Below are 12418 nucleotides of genomic sequence, written 5' to 3'. Positions count from 1 at the left end.
CCGGTGGGCTTCCACCGGTCGTGTAATGCAACAAGGGAGGTAGTACATGTTGCGCAAACTGCTTATCGGAACGGCTCTGGCGACGACCTTTGCTTTCTCGGCCCATGCCGAGGACGTCAAGGAAGTGCAGATGCTGCATTGGTGGACGTCGGGCGGCGAGGCGGCTGCTCTCAACGTCCTCAAGGGCGACCTGGCCAAGGAAGGCTATGCCTGGAAGGATGTGCCGGTGGCCGGCGGTGGCGGCGACGCCGCCATGACGGCGCTGAAGGCGATGGTCGCGGCCGGCAATTACCCGACCGCGTCGCAGATGCTCGGCTACACCGTGCTCGACTATGCCGCCGCAGGCGTCATGGGCGACCTGACCGAGACGGCCAAGAAGGAAGGCTGGGACAAGTCGGTTCCGGCCGCCCTGCAGAAGTTCTCGGTCTATGACGGCAAGTGGGTCGCGGCTCCGGTCAACGTCCACTCGGTCAACTGGCTGTGGATCAACAAGGCGGTGATGGACAAGATCGGCGGCACCGAGCCGAAGACCTTCGACGACTTCGTTGCACTGCTCGACAAGGCCAAGGCGGCTGGCGTCATCCCGCTCGCTCTCGGCGGCCAGAACTGGCAGGAAGCCACCATGTTCGACTCGGTCGTTCTGTCGACCGGCGGACCTGAGTTCTACAAGAAGGCCTTCAATGATCTCGACGACGAGTCGCTGAAGTCCGACACGATGAAGAAGTCGTTCGACAACCTCGCCAAGCTTGTCACCTATGTCGACCCGAACTTCTCGGGCCGCGACTGGAACCTTGCCACCGCCATGGTCATCAAGGGCGACGCCCTTGTCCAGGTCATGGGCGACTGGGCCAAGGGTGAGTTCCACGCCGCCAACAAGACCCCTGGCACGGATTTCCTGTGCTATCGCTTCCCGGGCACCGATGGCTCAGTGGTCTACAACTCCGACATGTTCGGTATGTTCAACGTTCCGGACGACCGCAAGGCCGCCCAGGTCGCGCTGGCCACCGCCACCCTGTCGAAGAGCTTCCAGTCGGCCTTCAACGTCGTCAAGGGTTCGGTTCCGGCTCGTACCGACGTTCCGGACACCGACTTCGACGCGTGCGGCAAGAAGGGCATCGCTGATCTGAAGGCTGCGAACGAGGGGGGCACTCTGTTCGGCTCGCTCGCCCAGGGCTATGGCGCGCCTCCGGCAGTCGCCAATGCCTACAAGGACGTCGTGTCGAAGTTCGTCCATGGTCAGATCAAGACCTCGGACGAAGCCGTGACCGAACTGGTCAAGGCAATCGACGACGCCAAGTAAGCGCTCGCCACCAAACACCTTCCCCGCTTCGGCGGGGAAGGTTTCACCTCAGGATTGGACGGCTTGAACACCATGCCGACCAAAGACCCGTACGCACGGGGCCGCCTTGCCGCCTGACGGCAGAGCATGGACGACCCGAAACGGGAGGAGCCTCATGAGCAGCGTAGCGACAACCCAGATCAAGCTGACGCCGGAGCGGTCGCGCCCCTCGGTGCGCTCGCGCCTGCAGGACGCGCTGCCGAAGATCGTATTGGCGCCAAGCTTCGCGGCGACGATCGTCTTCGTCTATGGCTTCATCCTTTGGACGATCTATCTGTCCTTCACCAACTCAAAGACCTTCCCGTCCTACGCCATCACCGGCCCCCGCGCCTATCAGCGGCTGTGGCGCTGGACCTTCGACACCGACCCGCCATCGAGCTGGTACACGTCGATCACCAATATGGGCATTTTCGGCTTTCTCTACATCGCCATCTGCCTGGCGCTCGGCCTGTTCCTGGCCATCCTGCTCGACCAGAAGATCCGCGGCGAAGGCGTGTTGCGGCCAATCTATCTCTACCCGATGGCGCTGTCCTTCATCGTCACCGGCGTCGCCTGGAAATGGTTCCTCGATCCCGGTCTCGGCCTCGAACAGACCTTGCATCAATGGGGCTGGACGAGCTTCCATTTCGACTGGATCAAGAACAAGGATTTCGTCATCTACACGGTGGTCATTGCCGGCGTCTGGCAGGCCTCCGGCTTCATCATGGCGATGTTCCTGGCCGGCCTGCGGGGCATTGACGGCGAGATCATGAAGGCGGCGCAGATCGATGGCGCCAGCACCTTCCAGCTTTATCGCCGCATTGTCATCCCGCTGCTGCGGCCGATCTTCCTCTCGGCCTTTATCGTGCTCGCCCACCTCGCCATCAAGTCCTACGATCTGGTGGTCGCGTTGACCAGCGGCGGTCCCGGCGGCTCGGCCTGGCTGCCGTCCAATTTTATGTATGAGTTCACCTTCAAGCGCAACGAGATGGCGGTCGGTTCGGCCAGCGCGGTGATCATGCTGATGACCATCACGGCCATCATCGTTCCGTATCTCTATTCCGAGCTCAGGGAGAAGTCGCGATGAGCGCCGTCACTTCACCCGCCCGCCAGGCTTCGAGCAGCATGAGCACCAAGACACTCAACCGCATCGTCATCTACGGGCTGCTGGCCCTGTTCGCGATCTTCTACCTGATGCCGCTCTTCGTCATGCTGGTGACGTCGTTCAAGACCATGGACGAGATCCAGAACGGCAACATGCTGTCGCTGCCGCATGAGCCGACTTTCGCACCATGGATAAAGGCGTGGAGCGAAGTCTGCTCGGGCCTAACCTGTGTCGGCATGAAGGGTTATTTCTGGAACTCCATCAAGATGGTCGTGCCGGCGGTGCTGATCTCGACGCTGCTCGGCGCGCTCAACGGCTATGTGCTGACCAAATGGCGCTTCCGCGGCCACACGCTGGTCTTCGCCATGATGCTGTTCGCCTGCTTCATCCCGTTCCAGTCGGTGCTGTTGCCGATGGCGACGATCCTCGGCAGCCTCGGCCGCTTCGGTGTCACCCTGCAGAACGCCACCGGCTTTAATTTCGGCCTCGGCAATTCGACCGTCAATCTCGTCTTCGTCCACGTCGTCTACGGTCTTGGCTTCACCACGCTTTTCTTCCGTAACTATTACGAGGCATTCCCGAACGAGCTGATTAAGGCGGCACAGGTCGACGGCGCCTCCTTCTTCCAAATCTTTCGGCGCATCATGCTGCCCAATTCGCTGCCGATCATCGTTGTGACGGTGATCTACCAGTTCACCAACATCTGGAACGACTTCCTGTTCGCCTCCGCCTATGCCGGCTCCGGCGACGTAATGCCGATGACGGTGGCGCTGAACAATGTCGTCAACACCTCGACCGGAGTCGTCGAATACAACGTCAACATGGCGGCCGCGATGATCGCGGCGCTGCCAACCCTGATCGTCTATGTCGTCGCCGGCCGCTATTTCGTGCGCGGGCTGATGGCCGGCGCGGTCAAGGGCTGAGCTATCAGGAAAGGAATAACCCATGGCTTTTCTGGAAATTGATGGGCTGAAGAAGCGCTTCGGGAACGTTGAGATCCTGAAGGGCATCGATGTCGAACTCGACAAGGGCGGCTTCCTGGTGCTGGTCGGCCCCTCCGGCTGCGGCAAGTCCACGCTGCTCAACACCATCGCCGGCCTGGAACAGATCACCGAGGGCGAGATCCGCGTCGATGGCCGCGCCATCAACGATCTGCATCCGTCCAAGCGCGACATCGCCATGGTGTTCCAGAGCTATGCGCTCTACCCGAACATGACCGTGGCCGGAAACATCTCCTTCGGCATGGAGATGCGCGGCGTGCCGGCGGACGAACGCCAGAAGGCGATCGACAAGGTGGCGAAAGTCCTGCAGATCGGCCACCTCCTCAACCGCAAGCCGAGCCAGCTTTCCGGCGGCCAGCGCCAGCGCGTCGCCATGGGCCGGGCACTGGTGCGCGACCCCAAACTGTTCCTGTTCGACGAGCCTTTGTCCAACCTCGACGCCAAGCTGCGCGTCGACATGCGCATCGAGATCAAGCGCCTGCACGCCACCACCGGCACGACCATCGTCTACGTCACCCATGACCAGATCGAGGCGATGACGCTGGCGACCAAGATCGCCGTCATGCGCGACGGCGAGGTGCAGCAGTTCGGCACTCCGGCCGAGATCTACAACAACCCCGCCAACCTATTTGTCGCCGACTTCATGGGCTCGCCGGCGATGAACCTGATCCCGGCGACCATTGCCACCTTGGGCAATACGCTGTCCGTCGTGCTGCAGCGCGAGGCGCGCGAGCCGATCACGCTGCCAATGGCCAATGCGCCGGCGGGCCTCTCGGAATTCCAGGGCAAGCCGATCATCTTCGGCGTCAGGCCGGAAGCGCTGACCGATCCGGAAGGCGCCGAACGCAACGCCTCGAACATCGCCACCGCCGACCTGCACATCGAAGTGGTCGAGCCTGCGGGCTCCGACACTTTCGCGGTGACCAATCTCGGCGGCAAGCCCGTTGTGGCGCGGCTGCGCGCCGACGCCAATATCCAGCCAGGTACCAGCACGCCGCTGGCCTTCAACCTGACCAAGGCAGTGTTCTTCGATCCGGCGACCGAGAGCCGCATTCGCTGATGCATGTCGCCCAAAAGTGGATCCGGTTTTGGGGCAACGACATGCATCAAAACGAAGACCTTTAGACCATGACAAAACCGGACATCGTCATCATCGGCTCCGGCATCGGCGGCGCCACGATCGCCTCCGGTCTGGCCGGCAGCGGCGCCTCGATCCTGATGCTGGAGCGCGGCGAGCCCTTGCCGGCAACCCCGCATGCGCGCGACACGCGCTCTATCTTCGTTGATGGCTATTACCGTCCCAAGGAGATGTGGCGCGAGGCGGGCGGTGCTGCCTTCAACCCCGGCAATTACTACTATGTCGGCGGCAATTCGAAATTCTACGGCGCGGTCCTGATCCGCTACCGCAAGGAAGACTTTTCGGCCATGGAGCACTTTGGCGGCGTTTCGCCGGCCTGGGCTTTTTCCTATGACGAATTCGAGCCCTGGTACTCCAAAGCCGAGCAGCTGTTTCGCGTCCGCGGCTCGCTGGGCGAGGATCCGACCGAACCGTTCCACTCGATCCCCTATGCCTTCAAGCCGGTGCCCGATGAAGCGCCGATCGCCCGCGCGCGCGCCGAGCTGAAAGGCCTCGGCCTGCATCCGGCCTCGCTGCCGCTCGGCGTCGACATCGACACCTGGCTCAAAGAGGGCAAGACCGGTTGGGATGCTTTCCCCAACACGGGGCAAGGCAAGATGGACGCCCAGACGGCGCCGCTGGCGGCAGCGCTCAAGGACAGCAACATCCGGCTCGAGACCGGCTGCTACGTCGAATATCTCGAGGCGGCGCCCAACGGCAAAAGCATCGCTGCCATCCACTACCGGCAAAATGGCGAGCTGAAAAAGGTGGCGCCGAAGCTGGTCATCCTGTCCGCCGGCGCGGTCAATTCCGCCGTCATCCTGCTGCGCTCGCCTTCACCGGATGGCAAAGGCCTCGCCAACCGCTCCGATCAGGTCGGCCGCAATTTCATGAACCACAATTCGAGCGCCATGCTGGCGATCGATCCGCGACGCAGGAACGATTCCGTCTACCAGAAGACCTTGATGCTGAACGACTACTATTTGTCCGACGGCAAGGGCGGCAGGCCGCTCGGCAACGTCCAGCTGCTCGGCAAGATCGACGGCAATATGCTGAAGGCCAATGTGAAGTCGGTGCCGAAATTCGCGCTGGACTACATGGCCGGCCATGCCGTCGACTGGTATTTGATGTGCGAGGACCTGCCCGATCCGGAAAGCCGCATCATGGTCGGCGGCAAGGACATCGTCATGCAGTGGCGGCGCTCCAACATGCAGTCGCTCGACGGGCTGACCAAGGTGATGCGCGAACATTTTCGCGCCTGCGGCTACCCCATCGTGCTGTCGCGCCCCTTCGACAAGCGCACACCGTCGCACCAGTGCGGCACTGTCAAGATGGGTGACGACCCGGCGACCTCGCCGCTCGATCCATACTGCCGTGCATTTGATCACCGGAACCTGTTCGTCGTCGACGGCAGTTTTCTGCCGAATTCAGCTGCGGTCAATCCGGCATTGTCGATCGCAGCCCAGGCCTTGCGGGTGGCTGACCATATCCGCCAGACGGACCTCGCGGCATGACCCGCCCAGCAGCCATCGTCACCGGCGGCGCGCGCGGCATTGGGCTGGCCTGCGCCGAGGCGCTGGCCGATGTAGGCTTCGACATTCTGGTTGCCGATCTGGCCGAGAAGGCCACAGACGGACTGGCCAAGAATATCACCGCACGTGGTGCGAAGTTCGCCTATATCAGATGTGACATCGCCAACCTCGACGATCACGCTGCGTTGATCGATGCCGCCACACGCGCCTTCGGCCGCATCGACTGTCTCGTCAACAATGCCGGCGTCGGCGCCGTCGTGCGCGGCGACCTGCTGGAGCTTAAGCCCGAAAATTTCGACCGTGCGCTGAACATCAACCTGCGCGGCACCGTCTTCCTCAGCCAGGCCGTCGCCAAGGTGATGCTGGCGACCCCAAGCGATCATCCTCGGTCGATCATCACCATCACCTCGGTCAGCGCCGAAATGGCCTCGCCGGAACGCTCGGACTACTGCATCTCCAAGGCTGGCCTTTCCATGTGGGTGAAGAACCTGGCGCTCAGGCTCGCGCCGGAAAACATCGGCGTGTTCGAGCTGCGGCCAGGGATCATCCGCACCGACATGACGGCGAGCGTGACTGCCAAATACGACACCCTGATCGACGGCGGCCTGGTGCCAGCAAAACGCTGGGGCGAAGCCTCCGACATCGGCGCGGTCGTGGCGACGCTTGCCACCGGCAAGCTCGGCTTTTCGACCGGCTCGATTATCAATGTCGACGGCGCGCTCTCCGTGCCGCGACTGTAGGTGGATAGTGTGATGACCGACTACATCATCGTGGGCGCCGGCCCGGCCGGCTGCGTTCTCGCCAACCGGCTGAGCGAGGAACCTTCAAATTCTGTGCTGTTGCTGGAAGCCGGCGGCAAGGACTGGCACCCCTACATCCACATGCCGGCGGGCTTTGCCAAGATGACCAAGGGCATCGCTTCCTGGGGCTGGTCGACCGTGCCGCAAAAGCACATGCAGGACCGCGTCTTCTGGTACACGCAGGCCAAGGTGGTCGGCGGCGGCTCTTCCATCAACGCCCAGATATATACGCGCGGCAACGCACGCGACTACGAGGCATGGGAGAACGAAGAGGGCCTGACCGGCTGGGGCTATCGCGACGTGCTGCCCTATTTCAAGCGCGCCGAAAACAACCAGCGCTTCGCCAACGATTTTCACGGCGACCAGGGCCCTCTCGGCGTGTCGAACCCGATTTCGCCGCTGCCGATTTGCGAGGCCTATTTTCGCGCCGGCCAGGAGATGGGCATCCCCTTCAACCCGGATTTCAACGGCGCCAGCCAGGAAGGCGTCGGCTATTACCAGCTGACCCAGAAGGACGCCCGGCGTTCATCCGCTTCGGTCGCCTATCTGAAACCGATACGCGCCCGCAAGAACCTGACCGTCAGGACCGATGTGCTGGTCACCCGCATCGTCGTCGAGAAAGGCCGCGCCATCGGCGTCGAGATCGTCGACAAGCCCGGCGGCCAGAAGACCGTCCTGCGCGCCGAGCGCGAGGTGATCGTTTCGTCCGGCGCGATCGGTTCGCCGAAGCTGTTGATGCAGTCGGGCATCGGCCCCGCCGACCATCTCAAATCCGTCGGTGTGACGCCGATCCATGACCTGCCCGGCGTCGGCTCCAATCTGCAGGATCATCTCGACCTGTTCGTCATCTGCGAATGTACCGGCGACCACACCTATGACAATTACGCGAAGCTTCACCGCACCGCCTGGGCTGGCCTGCAGTACTTGCTGTTGAAGAAGGGGCCGGTCGCCTCCAGCCTGTTCGAGACCGGGGGCTTCTGGTACGCCGACCCGACTGCTGCCTCGCCGGACATCCAGTTCCATCTCGGCCTCGGCTCCGGCATCGAAGCTGGCGTCGAGAAGCTGAAAAACCCTGGCGTCACCTTGAACTCCGCCTTCCTGCGCCCGCGCTCGCGCGGCACGGTGCGGCTGAAGAGCGCCGATCCGGCCGACCACCCGATGATCGACCCGAACTACTGGTCCGATCCTTACGACCGCACCATGTCGATCAAGGGTCTCAGGCTGGCGCGCGAGATCATGCGTCAGAAGGCGCTGTCGCCTTACGTGCTACGCGAAGTGCTGCCGGCTCCCTCGCTCGCCAGCGACGATGAGCTGTTCGACTATGCCTGCCGCAGTTCTAAGACTGACCATCATCCCGTCGGCACATGCCGCATGGGCAACGATGCCATGGCCGTGGTGACGCCGGACCTGCGCCTGCGCGGCATCGAAGGCCTGCGGGTTTGCGACGCTTCGGTGATGCCGCGCGTGCCCTCCTCCAACACCAATGCGCCGACCATCATGGTCGGCGAAAAAGGCTCGGACATTATCCTCGGCCGCGAGCCGCTGCCGCCGGCCGTTTTCTCCGGCAATCGCGCCGCGTAGCAAGTCCAGGAAAGGCTCTCAAATGATCCGGCACTGCGTCTTCGTTAAATTCCGCGGCGATGTTCCCGCCGCCGAGCGGACGGCAATCCACGCCGACCTCGAGGCGCTTCGCTCCGTGGTCGACGGCATGGGCACCGTCCATTTCAGCGCCAATGTCAGCCCGGAGCCGTTCGGCCGCGGTTTCAGCCACGGCTTCACCATCGACTTCCGCGATGCCGCCGCCCGCGACGCCTACCTCGTGCATGAAGCGCATCAGCGCGCCGGCGCCCGACTGGTCGCGGCCCTCGAAGGCGGCACCGACGGGCTGATGGTGTTCGATCTGGAGGTTTGAGCTATCCAAGCCTGAGCGCCACGACACCGGCGACAATGCCGAGCGCGGCGGCGCCACGCCAGCCCGTCATCTTTTCGCCCAGCGCGAAGACCGAGATCATCATGGCGAACAGGATCGAGGTCTCGCGCAGCGACGCCACGGAGGCGATCGGCGCCTTGGTCATCGCCCACATGACGATCCAGTAAGCGGCGCCGCTGAGCACTCCGGTGAACAGCCCGGCCTTCCAGTCGCGCGCCAGCACAGGCAGTGCCTTGGGTCCGCGAAAGGCGAGGCACAGCACCAGCGCGCCAAGGGCGTCGCAGACGAACAGCCAGGCGGCATAACTCTGCGCCGTCGCAGCCAGTCGCGCGCCGCTTCCGTCGGAGAGGGTATAACTGGAGATGAAGATCGAGGTGCCGAGCGCAAAGCCGACCGCGCGCAGATTGATCCGCTCCAGATGGGCGCCGCCGCGAAACGACATCACCAGCGTGCCGGCCGACAGCAGCAGGATCCCCAGGATGGCGAACGGCGCCGGCATCTCCTGCACCACGACAACGCCGCCGAGCGCGGTCAGCAGCGGCGCCGTGCCGCGCGCCAGCGGATAGGTCTGGGCGAAATCACCGGCCTTGTAGGCGCCGATCAGGAAAGTCCGGTAGCCCATGTGAAAGATCACCGAGGCGATGATGTAGGGCCACACTTCGGCCTTCGGAAACTCGACGAAGGGCAGCACGAACAGCGCGGCAAACCCCATGCCCAGCGTCATCAGCGTGATCGACAGGAAGCGGTCGAGATGCACCTTGACCAGTGCGTTCCAGATCGCGTGCATGGCGGCCGCGGCAAGCACCGCGAAGAAGACAAACAGCGTCATGGAGGGTTCAACGACCTCCCAAGCCCAAGGGCGTTTCGAGATCGATGTCGATCCGGACCGGGAAGTGATCGGACGCTACCTCGCCTATATCGGCACTGACCGAGCGAACGCGGTCCACGAACATGCCACCGACGAAGCAATGGTCGAGCCGACGCTTGGCCACCTTGCCGTCGATAGTCTTCACGTGGGTGTGGAAGTCCCCAGCCGGCTCGCTGGCAACAGCGGCCGCATCGACGAAGCCGCCGAGATAGGCTGCCCCACGATGATAGGGCGTGCTGCCGACGATGCGGCTGTACTCGGCGCTGCCCGGCTCCATGTTGAAGTCGCCCATCCAGATCGCAGCCGTCGGATTTTCCGGCTCGGCTTCGCCGCTGGTCCAGTTGCGCGAAGGCTCGTCATCCATGCCGCTCCATGGGCCGCCCTCGGATGGCGCCCGGCGATGTTCGGCCAGCAGATAGTCGATCTGCTCCAGCCGCTCCTCCGCCGCGATATGGGCGAGATGCAGCGACAGAAACCGCACCGGCCCGGCCGGCGTGCGGATCATGCATTCAAGTGCAGCGTTGCGGGTGTTGAGCGGTCGGAGCGTGCGGCGCATCGGCAGCGCGTGCAGGCGCGACCATACGATCGGTTGCTTCGACAGCAGCATGGTGCCGAACTGCCGGCGGCGGTTGACGATACGGCCGCCCTGCTTCTGGCTGGCATCCATGTCGAAGGCTGGGCCGTAAACCCAGTGATAGTCCGGCAGCAGTCTGGACAACAGCTCCGGCTGGTCATCCTCGCTGGTCCGCTGCCAGTGCCGCTCAACCTCCTGCAGCGCGATGATGTCGGCGCCGTCAACCAGCTTCGCGCAGCGCCTCAGATCGTAGCGGCCATCGCCGCCGAATCCGTACTGGATGTTGTAGCTGACCAGCTTCATTGCTTACCCGGCTCACTTTCGCTGATGGCAGTAGCGGTTCAGTGGATTGGTTGCAATGTGCACGAGACCGGAAGCGGCTTGTGCCAGAAGCCCCTCCCGCCATGCTGCGCGATCATGCATCGACTCCCGCCGGCTCGGTATCCTCTGCACGCCGAAAACGTCGCGAGGCGCGCCGTCGAACGACAGCGCGAAATTGGCGCTAGTCGGTCGTCAAAGGTTGGAACCGGCCCGCCGGCGATGCCGCCAGTTCGGCCCAGTCGATCTCTTCCTCCAGTCGGTGATAGGCCTCGTCGCCGATCGTGCCGTTGCGGCGCAGCTCCTCAAGTGTGTCGCGCTGGCGGTTGATGGCATAGAGGCGCAGCCGGTCATATTCGGTTGCCGCTTGAGCATCGTCGGGGTTTTCCGCGATCACGCGCTGCGCTTCATACTGCTCGCGCACGACGGCGGCCGCCGCCGAGGTCTTGCGGCTCAGCACGTCGAGTGCGGCCTGCATGATGGCGACGCGCGCCTGCGCCACCTCGTTGTCGACCGTTCTGTCGGGGGCGAAATTGATCCAGCGCAGCAGCGGCTTCAGCGTCATGCCTTGCAGTACCAGCGTGCCCAGGACCACCGCAAAGGCGGCAAGCACGATCGGATCGCGGTGGGGAAAATCGGCCGGCAGGGCAATGGCCACCACCAGTGTCACCAATCCGCGCATACCGCACCAACCAACCAGCACGGCGCCGCCAAATGTCGGCAGATCGCGCCTTGCCTCCTGGCTGCCAAGGCGGGCAAGCCATCGGATAATGGCGACGTAACTCCCCACCCAGAACAGGCGCGCCACGACGACGACGACCAGCACCGTCCCGGCGAAAAGGAATGCTTCGCCTTGCCCGTCGCCGGCGAGCCTGCCGACGATCGTGCGCGCCTGCAGGCCCATCAGCACGAAGGCGAGCACGTTGAGCACGAACACAGCCGACTCCCAGACCGAATAGGTGCTGACGCGGCGTCTCGCCGACATGCGGCGCGGCGCCCTGCGCGCGATGGTGATGGCGTAGACGACGATGGTGATGATGGCGGAAAGGCCGAGCCTGTCGGCGATGATCCAGACGGCAAAGGTTCCGGCGAACTGCACCACCGTGCTGCTGGCCGCGTCCTCGATGCGGGTCAGCGTCAGCAGCGAGACGCGGCCGAACACATAACCGGCGACGACGCTGCCGATCGTTGCCAGCAGGATCACAGGAATGGCGTTGCTCAGCATGATCGTGCCGAGCGCAGCCGAAACCGCCAGCCGATAGATCAGCAGTGCCGTGGCATCGTTGAGCAGGCTCTCGCCTTGCAGGATGGCAGTGATGCGGTGCGGCACCTTGAACTGGCTGAGCACGGCCGACGCCGCCACTGCATCCGGCGGCGCGACGATGGCGCCAAGCGCGATTGCCGCCGCGATCGGCAGGCCGGCCATCTTCCAGCCGACGAAGGCAACCACCACGGTGGTAAAGACGACCGCGCCAAGCGCGAGCAGCGCCAGCGAAAGCCGGTAACGCTTCAGGTCGCGCAGTGAGGTGTCATAGGCGGCATCGAGAAGCACCGGCGCGATGAACAGGGCAAGCGCCAGTTCCGGATCGATCTCGATCGTCGGTGCGCCGGGCACGAAGGCAATCGCCACGCCGGCCAGAGCCAGCAGGGACGGATAGGGAATCTCCAGCCGTCGCGACAGCGCCGTCAGCGCGACGGCAGCCAGAAGCAGGACAAGGGTGAGTTCGAAAAGCGCCATCGCCTATCGTAGCGGTGAAGCGGCATCATGGGCAGTGGCTGGATGGCAAGATGCTGTTGATTGTCCAGCGCATTCCGGGCCATGGCAGTATGCCCGGAGCGCATCCCCATCGGCCAG

Annotated in this window: 11 protein-coding genes; 8 read left to right on the top strand and 3 right to left on the bottom strand. The window is 63.6% G+C overall.

Translation table 11 applies throughout. The features are described 5' to 3' along the window. The first annotated feature begins 46 nt into the window (after positions 1-46). From ACWTU9_RS08110 to ACWTU9_RS08075, 8 genes are all read left to right on the top strand, one after another. Positions 47-1300, top strand: a complete 1254-nt coding sequence (locus ACWTU9_RS08110; protein WP_454585849.1) for an ABC transporter substrate-binding protein — start codon at positions 47-49, stop codon at positions 1298-1300. 154 nt (positions 1301-1454) lie between these two features. Beyond that, complete coding sequence (locus tag ACWTU9_RS08105) at positions 1455-2405, top strand: carbohydrate ABC transporter permease (protein ID WP_455857850.1); 951 nt, start codon at positions 1455-1457, stop codon at positions 2403-2405. Continuing rightward, positions 2402-3346, top strand: a complete 945-nt coding sequence (locus ACWTU9_RS08100; RefSeq protein ID WP_455857849.1) for a carbohydrate ABC transporter permease — start codon at positions 2402-2404, stop codon at positions 3344-3346. The genes ACWTU9_RS08105 and ACWTU9_RS08100 overlap by 4 nt, the downstream gene beginning before the upstream one ends. Before the next feature lie 22 nt (positions 3347-3368). Further along, positions 3369-4484, top strand: a complete 1116-nt coding sequence (locus tag ACWTU9_RS08095; protein ID WP_455857848.1) for an ABC transporter ATP-binding protein — start codon at positions 3369-3371, stop codon at positions 4482-4484. 68 nt (positions 4485-4552) lie between these two features. Continuing rightward, positions 4553-6055, top strand: a complete 1503-nt coding sequence (locus tag ACWTU9_RS08090; RefSeq protein WP_455857847.1) for an FAD-dependent oxidoreductase — start codon at positions 4553-4555, stop codon at positions 6053-6055. Beyond that, entirely contained in the window at positions 6052-6813 is a 762-nt protein-coding gene (locus ACWTU9_RS08085) for a 3-ketoacyl-ACP reductase (RefSeq protein ID WP_455857846.1), read from the top strand. Before ACWTU9_RS08090 ends, ACWTU9_RS08085 begins: the two co-directional genes overlap by 4 nt. Positions 6814-6822: 9 nt before the next feature. Continuing rightward, positions 6823-8454: a GMC family oxidoreductase gene (locus ACWTU9_RS08080; RefSeq protein WP_455857845.1), complete on the top strand. Its 1632-nt coding sequence runs from the start codon at positions 6823-6825 to the stop codon at positions 8452-8454. 22 nt (positions 8455-8476) lie between these two features. Continuing rightward, positions 8477-8785, top strand: a complete 309-nt coding sequence (locus ACWTU9_RS08075) for a Dabb family protein (protein WP_455857844.1) — start codon at positions 8477-8479, stop codon at positions 8783-8785. A gap of 1 nt (position 8786) precedes the next feature. Here the strand turns inward: ACWTU9_RS08075 and ACWTU9_RS08070 are convergent, their stop codons facing one another. From ACWTU9_RS08070 to ACWTU9_RS08060, 3 genes are all read right to left on the bottom strand, one after another. Then, complete coding sequence (locus ACWTU9_RS08070) at positions 8787-9632, bottom strand: EamA family transporter (protein ID WP_455857843.1); 846 nt, start codon at positions 9630-9632, stop codon at positions 8787-8789. Positions 9633-9639: 7 nt separating this feature from the next. Beyond that, positions 9640-10548, bottom strand: coding sequence for an endonuclease/exonuclease/phosphatase family protein (locus ACWTU9_RS08065; protein WP_455857842.1), 909 nt, complete (start codon positions 10546-10548; stop codon positions 9640-9642). A gap of 199 nt (positions 10549-10747) precedes the next feature. Beyond that, positions 10748-12301: a cation:proton antiporter gene (locus tag ACWTU9_RS08060; RefSeq protein ID WP_455857841.1), complete on the bottom strand. Its 1554-nt coding sequence runs from the start codon at positions 12299-12301 to the stop codon at positions 10748-10750. Between the last annotated feature and the right edge of the window lie 117 nt (positions 12302-12418).

It is taken from the genome of Mesorhizobium sp. 128a (assembly GCF_053848025.1).
Note: the sequence above shows the minus strand (reverse complement) of the source record. Positions and strands in the feature narration are given on the sequence as shown.

Bases quoted from the DNA above. Each gene is read 5' to 3' on its own strand.
- ACWTU9_RS08090 (WP_455857847.1), top strand. From the start codon at position 4,553: ATGACAAAACCGGACATCGTCATCATCGGCTCCGGCATCGGCGGCGCC.
- ACWTU9_RS08070 (WP_455857843.1), bottom strand. From the start codon at position 9,632: ATGACGCTGTTTGTCTTCTTCGCGGTGCTTGCCGCGGCCGCCATGCAC.
- ACWTU9_RS08060 (WP_455857841.1), bottom strand. From the start codon at position 12,301: ATGGCGCTTTTCGAACTCACCCTTGTCCTGCTTCTGGCTGCCGTCGCG.
- ACWTU9_RS08095 (WP_455857848.1), top strand. From the start codon at position 3,369: ATGGCTTTTCTGGAAATTGATGGGCTGAAGAAGCGCTTCGGGAACGTT.
- ACWTU9_RS08085 (WP_455857846.1), top strand. From the start codon at position 6,052: ATGACCCGCCCAGCAGCCATCGTCACCGGCGGCGCGCGCGGCATTGGG.
- ACWTU9_RS08105 (WP_455857850.1), top strand. From the start codon at position 1,455: ATGAGCAGCGTAGCGACAACCCAGATCAAGCTGACGCCGGAGCGGTCG.
- ACWTU9_RS08065 (WP_455857842.1), bottom strand. From the start codon at position 10,548: ATGAAGCTGGTCAGCTACAACATCCAGTACGGATTCGGCGGCGATGGC.
- ACWTU9_RS08100 (WP_455857849.1), top strand. From the start codon at position 2,402: ATGAGCGCCGTCACTTCACCCGCCCGCCAGGCTTCGAGCAGCATGAGC.
- ACWTU9_RS08075 (WP_455857844.1), top strand. From the start codon at position 8,477: ATGATCCGGCACTGCGTCTTCGTTAAATTCCGCGGCGATGTTCCCGCC.
- ACWTU9_RS08110 (WP_454585849.1), top strand. From the start codon at position 47: ATGTTGCGCAAACTGCTTATCGGAACGGCTCTGGCGACGACCTTTGCT.